Here is a 23,964-nt window from a genome sequence, read left to right on the forward strand (position 1 = left end):
AACAGTATGACAATTCACCGTATTAACCCTACAAAACGTTGGTCAGATGTAACGGTATTTAATGGCATTGCTCACTTTGTCGAAGTGGCTGAAACGGATACCTCCGCAGATATTAAAGGGCAAGTACAGCAGATTTTTGATCAAGCTGAGTAGATGCTAGCTAGCGTCGATAGCGATAAAACGCGTATTTTGTCGGTCACTATCTACGTGACTGACTTTGCTAACTTCGATTCTTTGAATGAAGTGTGGGATAACTGGTTTGCGGAAGGCACAGCACCAAGTCGCGCTTGCGTTAAAGTCGAACTTGCAGATCCTAACCTATTGGTTGAAATGGCATTTGTCGCGGCTGCGGGGGAAAAGTATCAGTAGTATTTGCTGAGCAGAAACGTAAAAGGTAGCGAAATCGCTACCTTTTTTGATCGTGTACTTGCTGCGTGATTACGCTTTTTGCAGATCGCGAGCTGGGTAAGTCAGTGTCATACCATCTACCGTTACTCGAACGTAGAAGCCGCCGCTGCTTAGACCAACAACCACCATCTTACCGAAATCAACGCCTTTTGTTGCGACAACAACATCATCAATTGCAAACATGGAAACACCTTGAAGTTAATGGATAGAATTAATCTCTCGGCGCGGATTTAAACAGCAATTGCTCCTGACAACTAATCAGGTTTTTTGTCGTCACAATCAAATAAACTACTTGTAGTGTGAGCTTACAATTTGACTACGCTTATTAGTTTAAATTGTTGTTTTTAAATGAGTCTACGTAAGCTTTATCTTCCTTCATAATATGGTTTTTAAGCCAGTTTTTGAGAAATGTCATTAACTCATCGCCGATGTCTTCCCCCCTTTCTACGCGACTTTGAAATTCCAAGACCTCTTTTACCAACTGTTGATGCGCCTCCACATGATGACTGGTTTGCTCGTAGCCGATTTGTTCGAACAAAATTTCTTCATAGGCAAAGTGGTTAGCCGTGTAGTCAATCAAACCCTGAACCACTCGCTTGATCGAAGACAGGCCATAATTATGTTTAAGCAGGTAATAGAGCTCGTTTATGAGATGCAGTAGGGCGCGATGTTGGCGATTAATCTCGTCTAAACCAATATCGAGCTGAGCGTTCCATTCCATCAGTTTTTCGCGCTTAGCTTCATCGGCTTCTATTTGATTTGCGTCGGTAGCAAAGCGATGGAGTAAGGAGTCAATCTCCCCAGACAAATTACGTACTGTAATACTGGCTATCAAGGTTTCCTGAGTAGACCGAACATTGTTATCGGACTCCGAAGCAATAAGCGCTAGGCTATCTTGCAAGCTTTGAGTTTGACCTAGTTGCTGCTCTGATGATTGAGCTATATGTTGGCCGTAAGTACGTACTTCATCGATCTGTAGATTAAGCTCTTTGAATGTGTGCTCTGCCGTAGAGGCTATTTCTAATGAGCGTTGCATGCTTGATTTGTTTTCTTGCATGGTTTCCAACACGTCATCAGTCTTGGCTTGAAGATTGGTTATCTTATTGCGAATCTCTTCTGTTGCTTCTTGAGTTCTTTTTGACAGAGAGCGGACTTCATCGGCGACGACGGCAAACCCGCGGCCTTGTTCACCTGCTCGGGCGCTCTCTATCGCTGCATTAAGCGCAAGCAAGTTAGTTTGTTCTGCGATACCACTAATGGTCTCCATCACTTGGCTAATTTGCGCGGTTTCTTCCATTAGTGACTGAAAATGTTCATTTGAATTATCAATATGCTGATTGGCGTTATCGAGCGCTTCTTCCAATGCGACCATATCCCGAGAGCCTTGGTCTGCTTTAGATTTGGCTTGATTAGCCAATGTGGCGGTTGATTCACAGTAGCTAGAAACATTCTGCGTGATTTCAGAGAGCTGGCTGATGATCTCTTTGGCGTTATCGACATCTTGTTTTTGCCCGAGCGCCCCCGTTTTGGAGAGGCTCGAATCTTCTTGTACGGTAGCTGCTACTTCGACTAAACGAGCCGTTGATTTGCGAAGTGCGTGTACAGTTCGAGATATGTCTTCACCTATTCGGTTGAAGATGCGTAATAACGGTGTATTGAGGGAATCTCTAGTATCAATCCTTACCGTAAGGTCGCCTTCTGAAAGATGGACAGCGGCTTGCTTAAGTTGGGTTAATAAACCCGCCATAGAAGTAATCGTGGAAACAACCACCAAGTGATACAGCAGCAAGAGTGCGAGCCACAACCATGATTGTTCAATGACGAGCTCAACAGCAATGGGAAGAATAAGCAAGGTTAGCAGCAGTGACCACTGCATCGAAGAGAGTCTATTTAGGCTAGAAAATAATGATCTGAACATACGCCAACTCCTTGGCCGGAAATCTGTTGCTCACTTCATTAAATTTAGGCGATAGTTACGGAATGACCTACCGAAATCAGACATTAAATTGATTAAAATTAAGTCTAAAGGGCTAGATGTTTATGCTCGAACTCAGTTATTGGTGTTGTTGGAGAGAATGAGTAATACCAAACGCAAAATGCCCAACAGATGGTATGTCTGTTGGGTGAATTAAGGCCACTATCAATAAACAGCGCTATGATGCTTTGGCTTGAGTTTTAACGTACTTCTTTACTTTCTTCATTGCCATTTGGCGTTTCAGGGGGGAAAGGTAGTCGATAAATAGATTACCAGAGAGGTGGTCTATTTCGTGCTGCATTACAATGGCTAAGAACTCATCACTTTCAACTGTGATCGGATTTCCCTCTCGATCCAGCGCAGACACAACCACCGAAGTAAAACGTTCAACTTCAGCGTAGTAATCTGGCACAGACAGGCATCCCTCTTGACCAAAGGCTTTGTTTTCACCACTGACGACTTCCGGGTTAACTAGGATTAGTGGCTCATCTCTGTTATCTGAAAGGTCAATGATCACCACTGCTTCTTTACGACCTACCTGTGTAGAAGCCAAACCAATCCCGTTGTCAGTCGCATACAGGGTTTCGAGCATATCGTCGATCAGACTTTGTATTGACGCAATGTCCGTGACTTTCTCAGCGGTTATCTTGAGGCGCGGATCTGGGGCAGTGAGAATATCTAATACAGCCATTTATCTTTAAATCCTAACAATTTGTTTAGGCTATCAATTTTAACCAAAAGAGCCGAGTGTAGTGAGTCTTAGATTGAAGAAAGTTAATGTTTCTCACTGTCTATTCCACAAATCTGATACAGATAGCTTTATTAATAAAATGTAGTGATGTTTTATATGCTTTGTTAATGGTGTTTGTGCTCTAAAAGAGCCAGGCATTTAGCTAGTAGGAATATCTTTGTGAATCAGATGCTTGGTAGAGACTCTTCGGTTTCTGATACCGAACCCATGACGAAAAAAACGCATCGCGCCAAGTTTAAGTGGCGGGGCATTGAAGTGCGACTGGGTCTCGCGTTGGCAATGCTATCGATGACGACGTTACTGCTCGCCCTTTTTAGTTCGACCACTTATGACAAGTTAGAAAGCGCGTTGCTTGAGCTCAAGGAAAAAGAGATCCCTGCCCTTGAGCAGGCGGCTAGGCTAAACGATATGGTGCGTTTGGTGATCACGGATTCGTCTCAACTGGTCGCAGCCGATTCGAACCTGGAAAGGCGCAATGCCATGGTGCGTATTGAAGACAGCATAGAAGAGATGAACCAAGTTCTTGCCCATTTCCCTGAGTACCATGCTTATTTTAAAGACTTGATTATGCAGGTGAGTAACAGCCTGAGTTTACTCTATCAAAGCGGTGAAGAATCGCGGCAGCTCAACAAAGAGTTACGCAACCTGCTGGAAGGTTTTTATCCCCTCTTACAGCAAGTGAGTGAAGAGCTTGATAGCTTACCTGCGGAGCAAAAGTCTCGTCTGCAGTACAGCCAGTTGAAGGCGTTGTTGTTCTATCAATTAGGTTTGGTTGAGAAGCTTTATAACGATGGCAGCTTCAACGAGTTGGATTACACAACCTATCGTCTAGAGCAGTTAGGACAAGATTGGTTTAGCTTGTGGCTCGAAAGTGGCCTTGCTGAATCTTTGCCTGCGCTCGATGAAAAGCTCTCGGTTATCTACACTCTTGCCTCTCGTTCAAGCCGTTTAGTTCAGCTCAAGAATCAAGCGTTGGAGCACTACTATCAGCAGGAATTCTTACTTGAAAACAGCCGTAAATACCTGCATCAACTTTCCGTTCAAATAGAGCGAAATACGTCAAACGTTAACTTAGAAATTGATTCGTCGATTGCCCATGTGCAAGCTTCGTTAGCTTCAAACCGCACCTTCTCGCTTACTCTCTCGGTGTTTAGTCTATTTGCCGCAGCGGGGATTGCGTGGTTCTACGTGCGTAAGAATATTTTGGAGCGCCTGCTTAACCTGAGAGACGATATGTTTGCCATCTCAATAGGGCACTTGGATACTCAAATCGAGCTAAAAGGGCAGGATGAAATAACCCAAATGGCGAAGTCTCTGCAGGTGTTCCAAGCTACCGCAAAAGTAGTGAAAAAAACCAATCAAAAACTGGAAGCCGAAGTCGAAGAGCGCAGGCTGGCAGAAGAGAAACTTCGCGTCACTCAAGATGAGTTGGTTCAAGCAGGCAAGCTTGCTGCACTGGGGCAATTGAGTGTTGGAATTACTCATGAAATAAACCAACCTTTAACCGCGATCAGCAGTCATACTCGCAGCGCGCAAAAGTGGCTAGAGCAAGCGCGTTCAGATAAAGCCACCCAGAATCTGCATAAAATTGAAACTCTGCTAGGCAAGGTCGCGGCACTAACGCGGCACTTGAAAGCTTTTTCGCGTAAGAGCGATGGCAAAGTGACCTCGGTAGCGGTGATGCCCGTCGTCAACGATGCGATAGAACTCTTTGCCAATAAGCAGATACCGATAGTGCTCGACTGTAATCTCTCTTCTTGTGAGAGTGTTCGAGCAAATCCGATCCGCTTAGAGCAAGTGTTAGTTAACTTAATCAGCAATGCGATTGATGCCGTAGAACAAACCCCTGAGCCGCTTATTTTGGTGTCTGTCTCTAGAGTGGGAGAAGAGGTCACGATTGCGGTTAAAGACAATGGCAAAGGCATACTCGCTGACGATATTCCTCATATTTTCGACCCATTTTATACCCGTAAAGAGGTGGGCAAGGGCTTAGGATTAGGGCTCTCTATCGCTTTTAACATCATCAAAGATTTTGGTGGTTCAATTCGGGTTAACTCACAGCCGCAACAGGGCAGTGAGTTTGTTGTTTATTTAGAAGGCGCAAGATCATGACGATGGAAAAGCAAATCACCCTCATTGACGATGAATTGGATGTCGTAGAGGCAGTCAGTGAGATGCTAGAGCTTGAAGGCTTTAACGTAACCAGTTTTACCGATCCGAAAGCGGGTTTGAAGTCGTTATCTCCGGACAGTAAGCAAGTTGTTCTATGCGATGTACGTATGCCGCAATTAGACGGGCTATCCATGCTAGATGCAATTCAAAGTCGTTCGCCTGCGTGTGAAATCATCTTGATGAGTGGTCATGGTGATATTCCGATGGCGATAGAAGCGATGAAGCTTGGTGCATTCGACTTTATTGAAAAGCCGCTACAAAGTGACGAGCTGATAGACAAACTCAACCTCGCTTCAACGCAGGTGCAGAACGCCCCTGATACGCTGTCGGATACGCCAGAGCTACCGATTGAAAATGTCGTGATTGGGGTTTCAAGTCAAATGGAGATGGTACGAAGCCAAGTGTTGGCTTTGGCTCGAACTGGGGTAGATACTATCATCAATGGGGAAACTGGTACGGGTAAAGAGGTGATTGCTAGAGCCCTGCATCGTTACTCGAAACGCCGTGATAAGCCGTTTGTTGCCATTAACTGTGGCGGTATGACGGAAAGCATCATTGAGAGTGAGTTGTTTGGGCATGAGGCAGGCTCTTTTACCAGTGCGAATAAAAAGCGTATCGGGAAAATTGAACAGGCAAACGGTGGCACTCTATTTCTTGATGAGATTGAAAGCATGCCAATTGCGGTTCAGATTAAGTTGCTCAGAGTGATACAAGAGCGAGTCATTGAACGTGTTGGCGGTAATACACTGATTCCGGTTGATATTGTTGTGGTTGCAGCAAGCAAAGCTGATTTATCGGAGCTGAGTCAGCGCGGTGAGTTTAGGGCCGATCTGTTTTATCGACTCAATATCGCCAGTCTAAATTTACCGCCATTACGCCAGCGCAAAGAAGACATTCAGTCTCTGTTTAGGCACTTTGTGGTTCAAGCCAGTCAAAAATACAAGACGCGGCCATCGACCCTCTACGCTGAGCAAATACAACAGCTGTGCCGTCATGACTGGCCCGGAAATGTGCGTGAGCTGAGAAACGTCGCAGATCGATTTGTATTGGGCATTGTGGGCGAAGGGTTTGATTTGCAGGCACCGTCAACTCAAGGTAGTGAAGCCTTTGCGTTTGAGCAGCAAATGGAGCAGTACGAGCGCAATGTACTTACAGAAGCGCTCATCGAAATGGCAGGCAATATTAATGAGGTCTCGCTACGGCTAAATCTACCGCGCAAAACCTTATATCGAAAGATGAAAAAACATCAATTAGACAAAGAGAGCTTTAAGGCGAATCGCGCCAACTGAGCGATAGACACAAATGACTCAATATAACGGAGTGATAGTGTGGCTGAAGTTATATTATTGAAATTTAAGGTTAAAATATTTGGCATAGAGAGTGCTATAGAGTAACCACTCTGATTTAAACTCGCGGAAATAAATCTGTAAAACGGATGTAAACCGTTTTTGTCAGAGTCGATTAAAAATCAATAAAACAATTTGCTGCAAGGAGAAACCGATGAAGCAAATCTTAACCAGTGGTATCACTCTATTGTTAGGTGTTAGCTCAATTGCCATGGCGGGCAACGAACCAGCACAGGTCGGCCCACGCCCTCTCTATCTCGTTAGTGATATGGAAGAGAGCCCTCTAAAAACTAAGCTTGAAAGCTGTAGTGACGGCCCATTTTATCGTAGCGACTTTTCGATTGGTCACCGCGGCGCAGCAATGCAGTTTCCTGAGCATACCAAAGAGTCGTACCTAGCTGCGATTGCGATGGGAGCGGGTGTACTTGAATGTGATGTGACCTTTACCAAAGATAAACAACTGGTATGTCGCCATTCACAAAGTGATCTCCACACTACAACCGATGTTCTTGCTCACCCAGAACTTGCTAAGAAATGTTCGGTGCCGTTTAAACCAGCTAATCCTGAGACTGGCGAGGATGCACAAGTAGAGTGTCGTACTTCAGATTTTACTTTGGCTGAGTTTAGAACCTTGAAAGGTAAAATGGATGGCGCAAACCCGAAAGCCACTACCATCGAAGAGTACATGAATGGGACGCCTGGCTGGCGTACAGATCTGTACTCACAAACGGGTACTTTGATGACCCATGCTGAAAGTGCAGCGTTGTTCAAAAAGCATGGTGTGAAGGTGACGCCAGAGCTGAAGTCAGCCAAAGTTGAAATGCCTTATCAGGGCTTCAGCCAAGAGAATTATGCGCAGAAGCTAATTGATGAGCTGAAAGCGGCAGGGTTTACAGCCAAAGATGCTTATGTTCAGTCATTCAACCTAGATGACGTGAAATACTGGATTAAAAACGAACCTGAGTTTGGTAAACAAGCCGTTTACCTTGACGATCGCGTATACAATCTAGAAGGCTTTACTGCGACGCTAGAGAACATGAAAGCGCTATCTAAAGATGGTGTTCAGATCATTGCTCCACCTCTTTATGCACTGATTCAGTTAGATGATAAGAATGCGATTGTTGCATCAGAATACGCGAAGCTAGCCAAACAAGCCGATCTCGATATTATCGCTTGGACATTAGAGCGTTCTGGCCCACTTGCGCAAGGTGGCGGCTGGTATTACCAAAGCGTGACTGAGCAAATTAAGCAAGATGGCGACATGATGAAAGTGTTGGATGTGTTGGCCAAAGATGTAGGCGTATTAGGCGTATTCAGTGATTGGCCATCAACGGTCACTTACTACGCAAACTGTATGGATATCTAATCTGCGATACAGCCTAAGTTAGCAAGATATTTGATTAAAAATGAAGGGCTTTCGAGCCCTTTTTTTAATTGTAAATTTCATGGGACAAAAATGACCCAAATGGCGCAGCTTGCGCAAGACACATTTGACCCAAATTAAAAAATGCTAGATGTGCTTTTAATTAAGTGGTTGAAAGTAAAAATAAAAATAGATGGCACGTCCCCTGCAATAGTAAAGGTGAACATCAACAATAACGTGAATGTAAGGTTCTAATATGAAAAACAGTGTAAAAGGATTGTTAATCGCTGGCTCTTTGCTGCTTCCATCTATGGCGATGGCAAGTGAGTGTGCTAACCGTGGGGTACTGGATGAAAGATATTGTGATGAAAACCAAGATCTAGTGGCTGACTCACCAAAAGACTCGAACGAGTGGATCGACCCAAGCACTTTGGTTTTTACCTACACACCAGTAGAAGACCCAGCGCTGTATAAAGATGCGTTTGCCGATTTCCAAGCACACCTAAGCAAAATCACTGGCAAAAAGGTCATTTACTACACTGTTCACTCTAACTCAGCTCAGGTCGAAGCCATGCGCTCTGGTCGCTTGCATGTCGCGGGTTTCTCAACGGGCCCTACAGGCTACGCAGTAAACCTAGCGGGCTACGTGCCAATTGCGGTAAAAGGTGACGAAGCCGGTTTTCAAGGCTACAACCTAGTGACTATCGTTCGTAAAGACAGTGGTATCAACGAAATGGCGGACTTGAAAGGCAAACGAGTTGCCCATACATCGGCCTCTTCAAACTCTGGCAACCTAGCGCCACGTGCTTTGTTCCCAGCACAAGGTTTAGTGCCAGATGAAGACTACAAAGTGCTTTACTCAGGTAAACACGATCAATCTATTCTAGGCGTATACAATGGCGACTACGATGCAGCGCCAGTTGCGTCAGATGTGTATGACCGTATGGTTGCGGCCGGTCGTGTTGATGACTCTGAACTTAAAATCATCTACCGCAGTCCACGCTTCCCAACATCTGCATTTGGCTACGCTTACAACCTAAAACCTGAACTGGTAGAGAAAATTAACGAAGCTTTCTTTAGCTACCGTTTCACTCCTGAAATGAGCGCAGCATTTAAAGGCGCAGACCGTTTCTCACCAATTACCTACCGAGAGGATTGGTCAGTTATCCGCGATATCGCTCATGCAACAGGCACGGCTTACACTAAAACCGGTCTGAAAAAACTGGCTGAGAAAGATGCAGCCAAGCGCGCTAAGAAAAAAGCAGCAGAGCTAGCAAAGCAAGCCACCAACCAATAAACAGTAGTTTCTAATTCTCTAACAACGTCAAAAAGTACGGTGCCTAGGGCACGGGCATCGTACACCCTAAATTTGGGCTCAAAATAAGAAAACAAGGAATAGTAGTATGGCCGTAGCAAGCTGTGACGCATCAAAATACGACGGAATAAAGATCAACAATCTCTTTCATGAGTACGTGGCAGGTAAGCCAATCCTTAAAGGCATCGACATCGATATCGATCAGCCGGGCATCATTGCCATCATAGGCCCATCGGGTACAGGTAAAAGTACCTTATTGCGTTGCATCAACCGCTTAAACGACCCGACCAGCGGTGAAATCTTGTTTGAAGGTGAAGACCTGACAAAACTGCAGGGGCAAGCATTGCGTAAACAGCGTCGTCACATCGGGATGGTTTTTCAAGAGTACAACTTGGTTGAGAGATTAACGGTAATTGAAAATGTGCTCAGTGGACGTTTAGGCTACATGTCTTCATGGAACGCTTGGCGTAGAAATTACTCGAAAGAGGATCTACAAAAAGCGTTTGAGCTTCTTGAGTTCGTTGGCTTGCAAGACTTTGCCAATCAGCGTGCCGATAGCCTTTCTGGCGGTCAGCGTCAACGTGTCGGTATTGCGCGTGCCGTGATGCAAGACCCATACATCCTCTTAGCCGATGAGCCAACCTCATCTCTCGACCCTAAAACTGCGGTCGAGATTATGGAGCTGATGGAGACGTTTGCCAAAGATAAGCAAATCCCTGTTCTGGTGAATATTCATGATGTGAACTTAGCGAAACGTTTTGCCAATCGCATCATTGGCATGTGTAACGGAAAAGTGCATTACGATGGCAGCCCAGAAGGTATTAGCGAAGAAGATCTGAAGATCATCTATGGAGGTGAGTCATGGCTAGATTAAGCGCTTCACCTTCTTCGGTAAACGTGGAGAACCCCTTTAAAGCCTCATGGGCGAGTCGAGTCGGCGTGGTTGCTGTGGTTGCTTATCTGTTTTACAGCTTCTCGACTCTGAACCTTAGCTTTGAGCGATTGATTATCGGTTTTGGTGAAAGTGAGCGCTTGCTATCTCGCATGTTTCCACCCGATTTCTCTCGTTCGAATCTGCTACTTAGTGGTTTAGCAGAGAGTTTACAGATAGCGATAATCTCTAGTTTTTTTGGCATCGTTATCTCTTTGTTTCTCGGTCTTTTGGCGGCGAGAAACATGATGCCATCGATTGTCTCAACACCCGTTCGTGGCTTTATCGCGCTGTGCCGTTCATTCCACCCGGTCATTATTGCCATCTTATTCGTTAAGGCCGTGGGCTTTGGCGCGTTAGCGGGGATTCTGACCTTGGTGTTTGCTTCGATTGGTTTTATCGCCAAGCTTTTTGCTGAAGCCATTGAAGAGATCTCGTTTAAACAGGTTGAAGCCATTCGAGCAACAGGGGCCAGCTTTGCGAGTGTGATTTTGTTTGCAGTAATGCCACAGGTATTTACGCGTTTTATCGGCTTTGCTAGTTATCAACTTGACTCAAATCTACGTAACTCCACCATGGTGGGCATTGTTGGCGCAGGCGGTTTAGGTGGCACTCTTTTCTCTGCCTTCCAACGTTTTGATTACGACTTTGTTGCCGCCATTCTTATCACCATTATTGCCTTGATTCTTGTAGGTGAGTTCTTATCTAATGTAGTAAGGAGAATCTTCTAATGACAACTGCTTCAATTGATAGAGAGTGGCAGCGTTTTACGTTCAACGAACGTTTGGCAAGGTTCGCCGCCTACTTGTGTTTTGTATCAGCGATAGTTTGGTCTTGGCAGACCGTAGAAATCATTCCAGAGTTTCTCTACGACGCACCAGCGCAGTTTGGTGACATGTTTAGCCGCATGGTTCCGTTGGATTACGGTTTTTACCCTGAAATGATTCATGCAGCCCTGATTGAGACCCTGCATATTGCAACTCTTGGAACGCTTTTCACTTTGATTCTCGCTATTCCATTAGCCTTGCTAAACGCACCTAACATTACGCCAAGCAAAACGTTAAACTGGATTGCACAGTTCTTCTTGGTTTCTTCGCGTTCGGTTAACTCACTGGTATGGGCATTGCTGTTTATCGCTTTGTTTGGTCCAGGCGTATTAGCAGGAATCATGGCGATTGCCGTTCGCAGTGTGGGCTTTGTCGGTAAACTTCTCGCAGAGGCGATTGCTGAAGCGAATATGGGAACAATCGAAGCCTTAAAAGCGACGGGTGCCTCTTGGATGAGTATTCTGCTAAAAGGCTACTGGCCTCAAGTTATGCCGGCTTTTTACTCGATTGTCTTATTCCGTTGGGATATCAATGTTCGCGAGTCTGCCGTATTAGGCCTAGTAGGCGCTGGTGGTATCGGCGTAGTGCTTAACGACGCGCAAAACCTGTTCGAGTGGCAAAAAGTGTCGATGGTCCTAGTGAGTATCTTCGCTGTTGTTATTCTCGCTGAAGCGCTGGTCGTGCATGTGCGTAAGAAGTTAATTTAATTGGTTTTACGCCGATTGAAAAAGGCAGGGGGGAAACCCTGTCTTTTTGTCATCTGGCACTTTTAGTGTTTGAAAGCAGCTCGTTTAGCAAAGTATTGAGCTCGTGATGATACTGACCACCTAACATAGAGATGGGTACTCTAATCTTACCTTGGGCGTGAGTTAGGAAGACGACTCTACTGCTTCCCCCTTCGTTGGCATAGCTTTTTTCTTTTGCCTCTGTGACCGATGAAAGCTGACATTGTTTGGCTTTGCCTAAAATATGGCTAACCATCAGTCTTTGATCATTAAACATCAGTTGATAGCTTAAATGTTGAAGGGCAATAACGATCATTAGGCTCGTTAGAATCAGCATAAATAGAGCCATGTAGAGAGAAGCTGGTGGGTCAATGACAAGTTGGGTAAATAGAATAAGAGCAATCAGCATAGTGAACCAAGAAATGACCGCCCCAAAAAAAGATATTTGGACATCTTTCATATCAGGGTAGCGCTTTCTCGTGCTCTCCTTGTGGCTCTTCAATACAGCAAAAAAGGCAAACATCAACAGGGGTATTGAAGCTCGAATGTATTCAATATCTTCCATAAGTATTTCAGTGTGACGGCTATTTGCTGTCTAGTATACTTTCAATTCTTGGAGTATCGAGCTCTTCATAACGTAATTCATGTTCGTATTTTTGCTTTTCGTGCATCGCTTCAATTAGCTCACGATCTAACTTAGCAAAGTAGAGATCTTCTTCCGCTTTACCTCGCAAGCGAAGTTTTTCTGTAAAGTCCATAGTAGCCACCTCATCAGATTGACCATCTAATTTAAGTATAGATAGCGAGGCCAGTCGTTGAGGTGATCCTTGTCGAAAGAGTTGTTAAAATGTGACTAGATTTACAAATAATAAAAGGGTCATTTATCAACTAAACTTAAGGAGTAATTGATGTCGTTTGGAGGTAGCTATGGACGTTCTAGTTCAGTTTGATAGGACCGGAAGCTATCAAGATAATCCGTGGGATCTGCCAGTTTCATACCAAAAAGGAGAGATCCACTCAGTGACTCCTCTTGCTGCGATTGTGTTGATTGATAGGCGCGAAGCTCATCTCTATTTTCATGAGCGAGATAAGCGGTTCTCCAGTTCTGAGAAATAATGCTTTAGCGGTAAGTTAAGTCCAAGCAATAGTAGAGGAAATTGCTGTTGTTGCACTTGGGCTTAAGGTTTTGCTCGTCTTGAAACTACTCGCTGGTACTGTTTAAAAAAACTCATTACTAATAAAAATCTCAATTACGAACTAAACTTAAGGGATGCTCGATGTGTTAGGAGGTAAGCATGGAGTTTCTTGTCCAGTTCGACGAAGAGGGTTTGTACCAAAACAACCCATGGGACATCCCAGTTCCCTATATGAAAGGGGAAGTGCGTGCACTTAATCCTCTTCTTGCTATGGTAATGATTGAAAGGAATCAAGCCCACCTGTACACCAACCTTAAAGATAAGCGACTGCCTATATCTGAAGGGGAAGAGTGAACTAACCTTAATTGAGACGTAGTAGCTACCCTACTGCGTCTCTTTTTGTGCCAGTAGCTGTTTTGCAAACTCGGCAAATCCATAACCACCCGGCTGAGTCATGACCAGAGAGGGTTTGTGTGTCAGCTTATGCCAATAGTGCTGGATGTTTTTCACTCCAACAGTCAAGGGCAAGGTTTCAAACATTTGTTGGTCATTAAGCGAATCACCGACATAGCAGCACTTGGTCAAAACATCTTGCTCAGTTAACCCTTTCGATTTTAAATACTCGAATGCACTGTTACGTTTTGAATGATTGCCGTACCAAGCGTTGATATGGATTGAACTCGCTGTCGCATGCGCGCCTAATTCGTGAATACGGGCGACTATCTGCTCTACGATATTAGCGCTTAGTGGCTCTCGATTTTGGCCGATATCAATCGCGACTTCACACAGGCGATAGGCTTGGTCTAGGGTCAAGTTTACTTGTGGGTAATCTGCGAGAATATCTTCTACTTGCTGCTTTAGCTGGCTTTGTTGTTCACGCATCTTTTGCAGCGGTTCAGAACTGGTAAGAGAAATGCCTTTGGTGCTTTTTTCCAAAGTAAAAGCCCCATTCTCACCCAGTACTGCATCGACAGGCCAAAGCTGAGCAATATGATCGCACCAACCTGCACATGCTCCAGTCACCGCGACAACTTTAATCCCCTGTTGCTGTAACTCTGAAAGCGCAATCAGTGTTTCCGGTGGCAGTTTGCCTTGCCACGTCAATGTGTCATCGACATCCGTCAAAACCCATTCGATAGACTTCCATTCCTTTGAAAGTAAGTTTTCCATATTGATTATCTAATGCTGTTTAAAGAACTGTTTATCTTATGAAAATTAACTCTGTATTTCAGTGAAGTTGCTTAGGTTAATGAGTAACCGATGAGAGATAAGATAATCCGTTTTTACCGATGTCGTAATTGGAAATGCTTGTTGTCATAATGGCAACGCGCCAAACGGTGGAGTATCGAATATTATCCTCGCAAACGATTACTATATAAGTGAGGTAGCTATGTCCCGATTCCTTTTATGCGCATTTTCCTTTGTGCTTCTTTATCCTACGGCCATTGACCTCTATCTTGTTGGATTACCTCAAATCGCCGCCGATCTAGCCGCAACGCAGTCACAGCTTCATATGGCGTTTTCTATTTACTTGTCAGGTATGGCAATGACGATGCTGTTTGTTGGTCGCCTTGCTGACCGATTCGGACGTAAGCCTGTTGCTATTGTTGGTGCCATTGTTTTTGCTATTTCTTCCTGGCTCGGTGGCGCATCTCAAACCAGTGATGCTTTCCTGATGATGCGCTTTTTCCAAGGCGTTGGGGCAGGGTGTTGTTACGTGGTGGCCTTCGCTATTTTGCGCGACACGCTAGACGATCAAAAGCGCGCTAAAGTGCTTTCTATGTTGAACGGCATCACCTGCATGATCCCTGTTTTAGCACCTGTCATTGGACATTTGATCATGCTGAAATTTCCTTGGCCTGTCCTGTTTAGTGCGATGGCGGCAATGGGTGTTTTAGTCTGCTTGATTGCGACGTTTGTGTTGAAAGAAACCTTGTCAAAACAGTCAAATGACCTTGCTCACAGCGAAGAGTCAGGCTCTAACGAAACGCTGTGGGACCGTTATTTTCTCTCTAGGGTTTTGTTTACCTCTCTTGGTGTGACGGCAATTCTTACTTATGTAAATACCTCTCCAATGATTGTCATGGAGACACTGAACTTCAGCCGCGGTGAATACTCTACGGCAATGGCACTCTTGGCGATGGTGGGCATGTCGACTTCATTTTCAGCCCCCATTGCCCTGTCTTACTTTAAGCAAGGAACCTTGTTGCTAGGCTCACAAATCATTACTTTGACGTCGGCTATCGTCATCCTCGCGGCTCACTTGAATGGCGATAGCTCGACGCTTTACATGCTAGGCTTTGGATTGGTTAGTATGGGGTTCTCTATGGGATTTGGCGTCGCGATGAGTCAAGCACTTAGCCCTTTTTCCAACAAAGCCGGTTTAGCCAGTTCGGTACTGGGTATTTCGCAAGTGTGTTGCTCCGCCCTGTATATCTGGTTTATGGCATGGGTTGGTGTATCTGCAGTAAATATGTTGCTAATTGCATTGGTTGCTGGTGGCGTTATCGGTATCGCTTTAATACTATTAGGGACAAATCAACAACGTAGCGATCTTCATGAAGAAATCACTTGCACGCCTTGATCTGAATTTACTGCTCACTCTGCAATTGTTGCTACAAGAGCAGAGTGTGACCAAAACGGCAAAGAAGCTCAATGTCACGCCTTCAACGGTAAGTAAGGCATTGGGCAAGCTGCGTGATTGGTTTGATGATCCATTGTTCGTCAATACTCCGCAAGGTTTGAGACCAACACCACTGGCGAGTAGCATGGAAGAGAGCCTGTCTGACTGGCTACTTATTGGCAGCCAAATCGTCTCAAGGCGTGGTGATGAAGCACCAACAGGCGTGCGTTTTAATCTTGGGGTAGAGTCTCCGTTATCTTTGATCATGGTTGATGAATTGACTCAGCGCATTCATCAAACTTACCCAGACTCCAAGATAAAATTTACCAACTGGGATTATGACTCTCTAGAAGCTATTGCCCGTGGTGATGTCGATATTGGTTTTACGGGGAGAGAGAGCCACCCTCGTTCAAAAGAGTCTCTTGAACTACTGCCTTACTACATCAATTTTGAAGTGCTATTTACTGACTTACCCTTAGTTTATCTACGTAAAGATCACCCAGCGCTTGAGCAGGAGTGGAACTTGGAGACGTTTCTCAGCTACCCACACATCAACGTGACGTGGGAGAAAAGTGAGAGTTGGGCTTTGGACGAAATACTGATAGAACTAGGGTTGAGCCGTAACGTCAACTTAACCATGTCGGGGTTTGAGCAGGCACTGTTTGTAGCTGAAAAAGCCGGCCATGAGATGATTACCACCGCCCCAAAATATTGTCAGAAATATTGCCAGCAACTCCACCCTGATCTGGTTGCCATGCCGATTCCATTAGATGATGAGCAGCAACAGAAACTTAAGATCCCATTCACTATGATCTGGCATAAGCGGAACAACCGTAATCCAAAGATAAAGTGGCTGCGAAATACATTGAAATCACTTTACGCTTACTAACATCCCAACATCAGTCTTTTAAGTTGGCGACAATGAAATCAACGCAGTTTTTTACTTTAGGAATTTGATACTTTGCTTGTGGATAGAGCACAAAGATATCTAGCTGATTGCTTTTTAAGCTTGATATCGGCGTTGTTATTGGAACCTCGATGAGTTCGTTCGTAGCAAGGTACTGCTGTGCCCACCAAGCCGGATAAAGTGCTAATCCATCTCCTGCTAATGCCGAAGAGATGAGAGCTTCACCACTGTTAGAGGTTAGGACTGGCTGAACATTCACTTCAACCCACATCTCATTGTCGCATACCCACCAAGAAAGCAACCCTTTAGGAGCACGGTATTGCAGCGTAGGGCATTGCTCAAGATCATTGACCGACAAGATGTCTCTACCAAACTGCTGCTGTAAACGCGCCACTAAATCTGGCTTACCAATCAGTTTGAAGCTCGAGCTAGTAAGATGTTTAGCTACGACTCTTTCTTCTGGTATGTGGCCTGCACGAATAGCGATATCAAAATTCTCTTTGGTAAATGAAATCGGATTATCTGAATACTGAACATCTAACACGATTGAAGGGTACTGTTGTCTAAACTGTTGTAGTACGGGCCACAGCACTTTTTCTCCGTAAGCGGTAGTCGCACTAATACGCAGCTTACCCTCCATCTCTCCATAGCGTTGCGAGATTAGCTCGTCTGCTTCATCGAGCTTTTTCAGCACTTCCACAATCGACTCATAGTAAATACTGCCAAGCTCAGTCGTGGCGACATTGCGAGTTGAGCGTTTTACGAGCTCGACGCCGAGTTCATATTCCAGATCTTTGACTCGCCTTGATATAGACGAAGGAGGGACACCAAACTCCTCTGCGGCTAAGCTAAAGCTGCTTAACTCTGAGACACGTTTGAAATAACGTAAAGCACGTATTTTGTCCATAATGGGCCTTTTTTTGGCATCATAAACGTAAAAATTTAACCTATATTTGCTTTTTTGACAAAAATGATTTGCAGGGAGGCTTCTGTTTAAGAGGGTGTTTTGAGATTAATCTTGTTTTATCGCAATCACAGAAGCATGAAACAAATGGAGATAAGTATGAAGATTGTTGTTATTGGCGCAACAGGTACGATTGGTTCGGCACTAGTTCAGTTGCTTGAACAGCACCAGCCTGATTCTGAAGTTGTTACTATTGGCCGAGGTAATCGACCGAATCATAGCCTAGATTACATTGCTGATTTTGAAGATATGGCGACACTAAAATCAGTGTTTGAACAAATAGGTTATGTCGATGCGATCGTGAATTTCGCGGGTACTGCTTCTATCGGCTCTATTTTTGGTAGTAAGGCAATGGATAAAGACGCATTTAATGTGGGTCTTCAATCTAAGTTACTTGGACAAATAGAGTTAGCCCAGACAGGCCTCGAATACCTAAACCCACGCGGCAGCATTGTGTTAACCAGTGGTGAAACCAGTTCCGTTCCGCTAAAAGGGATGACGGCAGCGAGTATGGTCAACGCGGCTGTGGATGCATTTGTGCGAGGTGCTGCTATAGAGCTAACCGATGGGAAGCGTATTAACAGTATCAGCCCAGGTATGATCAAACAGACACTTGAACAGATCCCAGGTATTAGCACTGAAGGCGGTATTGATGTAGAGGACGTTGCACATGCCTATCTAAATGCGGTTCAAGATGAAACACTGAATGGGCAGTCAATCGTCGTCACTACTAAAGATAATGTAACCGCGCTAAAAACCTTTGAGGCTGTGCTAGCGAATATGGCGAGTTGATAAGGAAGCCTTATTGCGACTGAGGTATATTGAACGTCGCAGTAAGCTATCAACACGAGTACTTAAACTATGAATAACCTATTCGCGCAATTGCCATCAACTTTAGATGAGGAGCAATTTGAAGATATCGTTAAGGGTAAGGATGTACGTATTGAACGAATCCTCTCTCATGGTCAAAGCTCACCGGAGTCTGGTTGGTATGATCAAGATGAGAGCGAGTGGGTGATAGTTCTGTCTGGGTTTGGTGTGATTGAGTTTGAAGATGGTCGTATCGTTAAGCTTGAGCAGGGCGATCATGTCAATATCCCTGCACACTGCAAACATAAAGTGAAGCAGACCGCTCAAGACGAGATAACGGTCTGGCTAGCGGTTTTCTACAAAGGCTAAATTTCACTCGCGAGTTGGGCTAAATACGTGCGCATGTACTGAGTTCTGATTCTTGCCTCGGTTTTAGCCGCGTCAGTGTTCATCATCTGCTCAAGTTTAAACAGCTTGTTGTAGAAGTGATCGACGGTGTAGTTTTTATCATCATACTCTCGATTCTCACAAAATGGATCGTCTGAACTGTATAAGCTTGCGCCAAAGTTAGTACTTACTTGTAGGCAGCGAGCAATCCCTACCGCTCCCAAGGCATCAAGGCGATCTGCATCTTGTACAATTTGCGCTTCTAGTGTTTGCGGTGTGATATTTGCGCTGTAACTGTGTGCGACAATCGCATGATGAATGGCATCTAAATATTGAGCTGGGTAGCGGATGGAAGTAAGGAATTCGATTGCTTTGTCGGCTGCGACCACAGAGCTCTTACTGCGCTCGGGATGGTTCTTAGCGAAGGTGAAACAATCATGCAGATAAGCGGCGGGTAGCACCACCTCTAGCTTCGCATTTTCTTGCGCACATAGGTTGCGCGCAGTTTTGACGACTCGTTTAACGTGATTGATGTCGTGCGCGGGATCTTGAATCATCTCTTTTTCAATAAACTCAAACATGGCTTGAGTGTACTTTTCTACAGTTTCCAAGCGAGCTCCTACAATAACGGTTTGATTTCTAAAGCTTAACATAGTGATTGTCCCATACTGTCATTTCAATGTTCGAGCTTCTTGACCCGTCTATTGGTGCCACCTTTAAGCTAGATTCTTCGCGGTTAATTTCGAGGCATTGAATCTTGCATACTCTCCAAAAATTCAGAGGCAATACCCAGCCATTTATTCGCAGGCTAGACCAATTACCTCCAGTGTGGAAAGGGATTCCTTTAGCGTTATGTTCAACAGCAATGTTTACTCTGGTCGGTGTTATTGTTCGAGTGCTAAGCGATACCATTGACGTGTTTCAAATACTGTTTTTCCGACAACTGGTGTTTATTACCTTGTTGATGCCAGCCATGGTTCGTAGCGTAGACATTTTGCTTAAACCTAAACGAGTTAAGCTTCACGCGTTACGTATTCTAGGAGCGTTTATTGCTCTTTACTTTGGATTTGTCACCGTAAGTAATATTCCTTTAGCCGACGCCACCGCAATTGGCTTTACTCAAGTCCTGTTTGTTGCGTGTATCTCTAGGCTTTGTTTGTCAGAGTGCATTACTGCTACGCGCTTATTCACCATCATTGCGGGGTTTATCGGTGTGATGATGGTGGTTCAGCCACAGTTCCAACAAGGTTCTCTGCAATATACCGGAGCAGGCTTACTGGCTGCAATGGGGGCTGCTGTAGCTGTTATCTGCGTGCGAAAAGTGTCACAAGAAGAGCCGAGAATTACGCTACTTGGTTATCAGGCGCTGTTTGTAGGAGTGATGGCTTTGTTACCAAGCATAGCAGCTTGGCAGTGGCCGAGTTGGTCAGAGTTAGGTCTACTGCTATGTGTTGGTGTGCTTTCATCTGTGGCGCAGTGGATTGGTGTAACGGCGTATAAATATGGGGAAGCAAACGTTATTGCCAATGTCGAGTATGGAAAGATCATTTACTCTGTAGCTCTTGGGTACGGGTTGTTTAGCGAAGTTCCCAATGAGCTTGCGATACTTGGCTTACTCGTGATTGTTGCTAGCGCCGCTTTGCCGATTGTGTATCATCACTTAAAGCAGCCCAAGCTGTAGGTGGTGGTTGAAAGATTAGATATGACGATCACTAACAGATAAAATACGGCGTTTAAGTGATTTGTGAGAAAGAAATGCGTCAGTTTTTACAAGATAAAATCATTGCTGTTTGCCAGAAGAAGATTGCCCAGAAGGGAGAAGGCGTAGGCGTGTCATTTTATGCCTTTTTTGCCAACAAGAATGACGACCCAGAGCTGTTAATGGAAGCGGCCACATGGTGGATACAAACTCATAAGCTGGACCATTTCGAGAAAGCGACCAAAATCATCGCATTGGTACAATCTGAATCTGAGTAATCTTGGTTGACCTCTTTAGCTCAACAAGGCTTTACTCTATAATTGCCGCGCTTTTATCTGGGTTAGCCCATCATTGTGGAAAAATTATGATTTCAAAAAACCAACTTAAACTACTTCGAGCTCTTGGCCAAAAGAAGCAGCGTAAAGCGCATGGTCTGTTTTTGGTGCAAGGAGAGAAGAACGTTCTTGAGTTGGCGAATAGCGCGCTAACGGTAAAGCAGGTGTTCGCTACACCTGAGTTTCTTGCTGATTATCACACTGAGCTAAGTGGATTCGAGTGCATCGAAGCATCACTTGATGAGCTAACGAAAGCGAGCACTTTAGTCAGTAACAATGCGGCGATTGCGGTTGTTGAAATCCCAACTGTCGAGACACCAAAAGCGCAAGGCTTGATGATTGCGCTAGATGGCGTGTCTGATCCAGGTAACCTAGGGACTATTATTCGTGTTGCAGACTGGTACGGTATTAAACACATAGTCGCAAGTACAGATTGTGCTGACCCATACAACCCAAAAACCATCAGTGCCACGATGGGCAGCTTTGGTCGTGTGACGGTTAGCCAGCTTGACCTGCCAAGCTACCTAGAGCAATCAAACCTACCTGTCTATGGTGCTTTCCTCGAAGGTGAAAGCGTGCACAAAACAGAGTTTGCTGCAGAAGGGATTTTATTGATGGGCAGCGAATCTCACGGCATTCGCGAGCAAGCCGCTAAGTTTGTTACCGATAAGATTACCATTCCTGCTTTTGGTGGTGCGGAGTCACTTAACGTAGCGATGGCAACAGGCATCATTATAGATAACTTGCGTCGCCAGCACGGCTAAGCGCAGGATTGCTTCACTTTGCTAGAAAACTAAAGTTGCCTGCTTATTCAAAGTGAGTCAACTTTAGTTCTCCAGTTCTCCAGTTCTCCAGTTCTCCAGTTCTCCAGTTCTCCAGTTCTCCGTGACTAAGGAAGGAGTAGGGAATCTCCTTCAGCACCCGTACACCAAACTAGACGCCATACTTTCTCTTCAGCTAGAATCGCTCTTGCGGCTGCACATAAATTTCAGTCAACTTAAGAGACAATACAATGATTGTAGAAAATGTGCTTCCTGAGTATTACGCAGAAATGCTTGATGTTTGGGAAAACTCAGTCCGAGCAACTCATGATTTCATAACAGAAGACGATATTGAGTTTTTTAAACCCATTATCATTGAGCAGGCATTCCCTGCCGTTACGTTAAGATGTGTAAAAAATGAAAGTGGTTCAATTCTCGGGTTCGTGGGGATTCACGAATCAAAGATTGAAATGCTGTTCATCTTAAACGAGGCAAGAGGGCAAGGCATTGGGGCTGTGCTATTGCAACATGCAATAGAGCAGTTAGGCGCGACGAAAGTCGATGTAAACGAGCAGAACCCACAAGCGGTAGGCTTTTACGAGCATATGGGTTTTAAGGTCGTTTCACGCTCGCCCGTTGATGATATGGGGAAACCTTTTCCAATTCTGCATATGACACTCTAAAGTTCGGTTTGTCGTAATTCAGCTTATTAAAAAGCAATGTTTGTTAGAAGAAACGCCCAAAGCTAATAACTTTGGGCGTTTCCGTATGCGGTAGAAAGTAGTCTCTGTCAGTTTTTAACTTAAGGTTTGAGTCAATTGAATTGGTGGAGTTAACTTATTTATGCCCCATTATTAGTTTCGCTCAACAAGCTCGTGTTCGTAAACAGCGGTAATTTACCCAAACTGAGCTTATGTTAGGATTACTATAGTTATGCAGCATTTGTGAATTTCTTTGTTGAGTGTGGTGAAGTTGCTTCAGGATAAAAACATCTTAGCCCCACTACTCTGAACGTTAATTAGATGGAACGCCCCACACCAACGCTAAAAATAGTGATGTAGAGGAACATTTCAAGATGCTGTTATTTAGTTATTGATATATATCGGAAAGACTATCTTACATCCTCCCCCGTCGCCAGTGGTGAGAGGGGAGGGGGACGCAGATTGCAATACTGAAATTAGTAAGGCATCAAAGCGGTTTCGATCAAAAAGAAGTGCTGTGTCAGTTCGCCTTTCTCCAATTCGTGACAGATTTTGCGGGCTGGGAGAAAACCATTATTCTCAAGTAGATCATCAAGGCGATCTAAACAGTAGCCCCAAAAGAGTCCTTCAAACACTTGAATCTGAGTATTGTCGTCGATGATTAGGTTTCTGTCGATCAACTTGCCTTCATCTTCATGCCATATTCTGCGACAGAGTTGATAGTGTGGGTTATCACTCAACAATCCGCCCTCGTGCATATATGTCCAGGTTCCGTCGCCGGCCACCAAGCTTTTCATGAACTCAAGATCCATTAGCTCAATCACCAGTTTACCCTCGGGCTTTAGGTTGCTTTTGAGTTGCGCAAGTAAGCCGTCCAGATCCTTAAGATTATTGGCAATACCAAACAGCATCAGCACCAAGTCAAACTGGGTATCCAGTTTGAACTGGTTGAGGTCCGCGACCTGATAGTGTTCGTGATGACTGGCTTGCTGTTGCGCATAGTGAATGGCTGCTGGCGAAATATCGAATCCCGTACAGTGCACCTGTCGGTTGGCAAGCTTCGAGGTATACAGACCCGGACCACAGGCAAGATCCAATACCTTATCGCCGGGCGTTAGGTAGCGCTGGTAGAGAAAATCAACCTGACGCGCGATCTCGTCGAGTTTACGGCTGGCAAATTCACTGTTTTGATCCAAATGCTCCTTGAGCATACGCTCGCTAAAGGCCGGGTTACCAAAGTCCATCAGCAAGTGAGGGCACTCTTCTTGGCGGAGGAAGTCGTTCAATAACTGCTTATTCATAGTGAGTACTCTTAAGCCGCCGAGACTTTAGCCCGTTGGAATTTCTTGATCTTCTTCATCGCCATCTTGCGTTTGAGCGGAGACAGATAGTCGATGAAGATTTTGCCATGTAAGTGGTCGATTTCGTGTTGCATGACAATCGCCAGATAGTCATCGTCTTCGATGGTAAATGCTTCTCCCTGGCGATTTAATGCTTGCACTTTGACTCGCTGGTGGCGTTGTACCTTGGCATACACACCAGGGACGGACAGGCAGCCTTCTTCACTGTCGATCAGTCCCTCATGCTCGATGATTTGAGGATTAATCATGATCAGTGGCTGATCACGATTTTCTGAGATATCAATAATAAGCACAGCTTCACTGTGGCCAATTTGAGCGGCCGCAAGTCCAATGCCATTGTCGGTATCGTAAAGGGTGTCTAACATATCGTCGATCAATGTTTGCACGGTGCTGACGTCGTCAACGATCTGATAGGTCACACGAAGTCTGTCATCTGGCACTTCGATAATAGGTCTGATAGCCATTGT

Annotated in this window: 27 protein-coding genes and 1 pseudogene; 18 read left to right on the forward strand and 10 right to left on the reverse strand. The window is 44.8% G+C overall.

Annotated features, from left to right (window positions below; translation table 11 throughout):
* Window positions 1-6: 6 nt before the first annotated feature.
* A pseudogene (locus tag IX91_RS15615) lies at window positions 7-369 on the forward strand (RidA family protein).
* Between the two features lie 69 nt (window positions 370-438).
* On the opposite strand, the gene IX91_RS26665 reads toward IX91_RS15615, so the two are convergent.
* From IX91_RS26665 to def (IX91_RS15625), 3 genes are all read right to left on the reverse strand, one after another.
* The gene (locus tag IX91_RS26665) at window positions 439-591 is read right to left on the reverse strand and encodes a hypothetical protein (protein ID WP_004746464.1); all 153 of its coding nucleotides are present in this window, start codon (window positions 589-591) and stop codon (window positions 439-441) included.
* A gap of 142 nt (window positions 592-733) precedes the next feature.
* Window positions 734-2,326 carry a bacteriohemerythrin gene (locus IX91_RS15620; protein ID WP_004746465.1) on the reverse strand — a complete coding sequence of 531 codons (1,593 nt, stop codon included), beginning with the start codon at window positions 2,324-2,326 and terminating at the stop codon, window positions 734-736.
* A 235-nt stretch (window positions 2,327-2,561) separates the two neighbouring features.
* Window positions 2,562-3,074, reverse strand: coding sequence for a peptide deformylase (gene def / locus IX91_RS15625; protein WP_004746466.1), 513 nt, complete (start codon window positions 3,072-3,074; stop codon window positions 2,562-2,564).
* A 228-nt stretch (window positions 3,075-3,302) separates the two neighbouring features.
* Between def (IX91_RS15625) and IX91_RS15630 the strand changes: the two genes are divergently transcribed.
* The 7 genes from IX91_RS15630 (at window position 3,303) to phnE (IX91_RS15660) (ending at window position 11,795) form a co-directional block, all read left to right on the forward strand.
* Window positions 3,303-5,246, forward strand: coding sequence for an ATP-binding protein (locus tag IX91_RS15630; protein WP_236642996.1), 1,944 nt, complete (start codon window positions 3,303-3,305; stop codon window positions 5,244-5,246).
* On the forward strand, window positions 5,243-6,595 hold the full coding sequence (locus IX91_RS15635) for a sigma-54-dependent transcriptional regulator (RefSeq protein ID WP_004746469.1): 1,353 nt from the start codon (window positions 5,243-5,245) through the stop codon (window positions 6,593-6,595). The genes IX91_RS15630 and IX91_RS15635 overlap by 4 nt, the downstream gene beginning before the upstream one ends.
* Before the next feature lie 211 nt (window positions 6,596-6,806).
* Entirely contained in the window at window positions 6,807-8,018 is a 1,212-nt protein-coding gene (locus IX91_RS15640) for a glycerophosphodiester phosphodiesterase family protein (protein ID WP_004746471.1), read from the forward strand.
* 253 nt (window positions 8,019-8,271) lie between these two features.
* A complete protein-coding gene (phnD, locus tag IX91_RS15645) occupies window positions 8,272-9,312 on the forward strand; it encodes a phosphate/phosphite/phosphonate ABC transporter substrate-binding protein (protein WP_004746472.1) in 1,041 nt (346 codons plus the stop codon).
* A gap of 106 nt (window positions 9,313-9,418) precedes the next feature.
* Window positions 9,419-10,204, forward strand: coding sequence for a phosphonate ABC transporter ATP-binding protein (gene phnC, locus IX91_RS15650; RefSeq protein ID WP_004746473.1), 786 nt, complete (start codon window positions 9,419-9,421; stop codon window positions 10,202-10,204).
* Window positions 10,192-10,992 (forward strand): phosphonate ABC transporter, permease protein PhnE, encoded by an 801-nt coding sequence (gene phnE / locus IX91_RS15655; protein ID WP_004746475.1) that lies wholly within the window; start codon window positions 10,192-10,194, stop codon window positions 10,990-10,992. Before phnC ends, phnE (IX91_RS15655) begins: the two co-directional genes overlap by 13 nt.
* Window positions 10,992-11,795: a phosphonate ABC transporter, permease protein PhnE gene (gene phnE, locus IX91_RS15660; RefSeq protein WP_004746477.1), complete on the forward strand. Its 804-nt coding sequence runs from the start codon at window positions 10,992-10,994 to the stop codon at window positions 11,793-11,795. The genes phnE (IX91_RS15655) and phnE (IX91_RS15660) overlap by 1 nt, the downstream gene beginning before the upstream one ends.
* A 49-nt stretch (window positions 11,796-11,844) precedes the next feature.
* Here the strand turns inward: phnE (IX91_RS15660) and IX91_RS15665 are convergent, their stop codons facing one another.
* Window positions 11,845-12,378 (reverse strand): hypothetical protein, encoded by a 534-nt coding sequence (locus tag IX91_RS15665; RefSeq protein WP_004746478.1) that lies wholly within the window; start codon window positions 12,376-12,378, stop codon window positions 11,845-11,847.
* A 19-nt stretch (window positions 12,379-12,397) separates the two neighbouring features.
* Window positions 12,398-12,571: a hypothetical protein gene (locus IX91_RS26670; RefSeq protein WP_004746480.1), complete on the reverse strand. Its 174-nt coding sequence runs from the start codon at window positions 12,569-12,571 to the stop codon at window positions 12,398-12,400.
* 169 nt (window positions 12,572-12,740) lie between these two features.
* On the opposite strand from IX91_RS26670, the gene IX91_RS15670 reads away from it, so the two are divergent.
* Together IX91_RS15670 and IX91_RS15675 are read left to right on the forward strand one after the other, a co-directional pair.
* On the forward strand, window positions 12,741-12,929 hold the full coding sequence (locus IX91_RS15670) for a hypothetical protein (protein WP_004746482.1): 189 nt from the start codon (window positions 12,741-12,743) through the stop codon (window positions 12,927-12,929).
* Between the two features lie 179 nt (window positions 12,930-13,108).
* Complete coding sequence (locus IX91_RS15675) at window positions 13,109-13,303, forward strand: hypothetical protein (RefSeq protein ID WP_004746483.1); 195 nt, start codon at window positions 13,109-13,111, stop codon at window positions 13,301-13,303.
* Between the two features lie 30 nt (window positions 13,304-13,333).
* On the opposite strand, the gene IX91_RS15680 is transcribed toward IX91_RS15675, so the two are convergent.
* The gene (locus IX91_RS15680; RefSeq protein WP_004746485.1) at window positions 13,334-14,119 is read right to left on the reverse strand and encodes an HAD-IIB family hydrolase; all 786 of its coding nucleotides are present in this window, start codon (window positions 14,117-14,119) and stop codon (window positions 13,334-13,336) included.
* A gap of 220 nt (window positions 14,120-14,339) precedes the next feature.
* Between IX91_RS15680 and IX91_RS15685 the strand changes: the two genes are divergently transcribed.
* Both IX91_RS15685 and yidZ read left to right on the forward strand, forming a co-directional pair.
* Window positions 14,340-15,533: an MFS transporter gene (locus tag IX91_RS15685; RefSeq protein ID WP_004746486.1), complete on the forward strand. Its 1,194-nt coding sequence runs from the start codon at window positions 14,340-14,342 to the stop codon at window positions 15,531-15,533.
* Window positions 15,508-16,461, forward strand: a complete 954-nt coding sequence (gene yidZ / locus IX91_RS15690) for an HTH-type transcriptional regulator YidZ (protein ID WP_004746488.1) — start codon at window positions 15,508-15,510, stop codon at window positions 16,459-16,461. The genes IX91_RS15685 and yidZ overlap by 26 nt, the downstream gene beginning before the upstream one ends.
* A gap of 10 nt (window positions 16,462-16,471) precedes the next feature.
* Here the strand turns inward: yidZ and IX91_RS15695 are convergent, their stop codons facing one another.
* Window positions 16,472-17,386 (reverse strand): LysR family transcriptional regulator, encoded by a 915-nt coding sequence (locus IX91_RS15695; protein WP_004746490.1) that lies wholly within the window; start codon window positions 17,384-17,386, stop codon window positions 16,472-16,474.
* Window positions 17,387-17,542: 156 nt separating this feature from the next.
* Between IX91_RS15695 and IX91_RS15700 the strand changes: the two genes are divergently transcribed.
* Together IX91_RS15700 and IX91_RS15705 are read left to right on the forward strand one after the other, a co-directional pair.
* A complete protein-coding gene (locus IX91_RS15700; protein ID WP_004746491.1) occupies window positions 17,543-18,235 on the forward strand; it encodes a short chain dehydrogenase in 693 nt (230 codons plus the stop codon).
* Between the two features lie 69 nt (window positions 18,236-18,304).
* On the forward strand, window positions 18,305-18,622 hold the full coding sequence (locus IX91_RS15705) for a cupin domain-containing protein (protein ID WP_004746493.1): 318 nt from the start codon (window positions 18,305-18,307) through the stop codon (window positions 18,620-18,622).
* Here IX91_RS15705 and IX91_RS15710 read toward each other — a convergent pair.
* Window positions 18,619-19,221, reverse strand: a complete 603-nt coding sequence (locus IX91_RS15710; protein WP_236642998.1) for an HD domain-containing protein — start codon at window positions 19,219-19,221, stop codon at window positions 18,619-18,621. The two genes, IX91_RS15705 and IX91_RS15710, sit on opposite strands and share 4 nt — an antisense overlap.
* Before the next feature lie 284 nt (window positions 19,222-19,505).
* On the opposite strand from IX91_RS15710, the gene IX91_RS15715 reads away from it, so the two are divergent.
* The 4 genes from IX91_RS15715 to IX91_RS15730 all read left to right on the forward strand — a co-directional run bounded on the left by IX91_RS15715 (window position 19,506) and on the right by IX91_RS15730 (window position 22,118).
* Window positions 19,506-20,321: a DMT family transporter gene (locus IX91_RS15715; RefSeq protein WP_004749559.1), complete on the forward strand. Its 816-nt coding sequence runs from the start codon at window positions 19,506-19,508 to the stop codon at window positions 20,319-20,321.
* Window positions 20,322-20,395: 74 nt separating this feature from the next.
* Window positions 20,396-20,617 carry a DUF6500 family protein gene (locus IX91_RS15720; protein WP_004746574.1) on the forward strand — a complete coding sequence of 74 codons (222 nt, stop codon included), beginning with the start codon at window positions 20,396-20,398 and terminating at the stop codon, window positions 20,615-20,617.
* Window positions 20,618-20,703: 86 nt separating this feature from the next.
* The gene (locus IX91_RS15725) at window positions 20,704-21,438 is read left to right on the forward strand and encodes an RNA methyltransferase (protein ID WP_004746576.1); all 735 of its coding nucleotides are present in this window, start codon (window positions 20,704-20,706) and stop codon (window positions 21,436-21,438) included.
* A gap of 248 nt (window positions 21,439-21,686) precedes the next feature.
* The gene (locus IX91_RS15730) at window positions 21,687-22,118 is read left to right on the forward strand and encodes a GNAT family N-acetyltransferase (protein WP_004746577.1); all 432 of its coding nucleotides are present in this window, start codon (window positions 21,687-21,689) and stop codon (window positions 22,116-22,118) included.
* Between the two features lie 494 nt (window positions 22,119-22,612).
* On the opposite strand, the gene IX91_RS15735 is transcribed toward IX91_RS15730, so the two are convergent.
* Together IX91_RS15735 and def (IX91_RS15740) are read right to left on the reverse strand one after the other, a co-directional pair.
* Window positions 22,613-23,437 carry a class I SAM-dependent methyltransferase gene (locus tag IX91_RS15735; protein ID WP_004746578.1) on the reverse strand — a complete coding sequence of 275 codons (825 nt, stop codon included), beginning with the start codon at window positions 23,435-23,437 and terminating at the stop codon, window positions 22,613-22,615.
* 11 nt (window positions 23,438-23,448) lie between these two features.
* Complete coding sequence (def, locus tag IX91_RS15740) at window positions 23,449-23,961, reverse strand: peptide deformylase (RefSeq protein WP_004746580.1); 513 nt, start codon at window positions 23,959-23,961, stop codon at window positions 23,449-23,451.
* Between the last annotated feature and the right edge of the window lie 3 nt (window positions 23,962-23,964).

Origin of the sequence: Vibrio tubiashii ATCC 19109, from assembly GCF_000772105.1 — a bacterium.
In the GTDB taxonomy this organism is placed as follows: Bacteria; Pseudomonadota; Gammaproteobacteria; order Enterobacterales; family Vibrionaceae; genus Vibrio; species Vibrio tubiashii.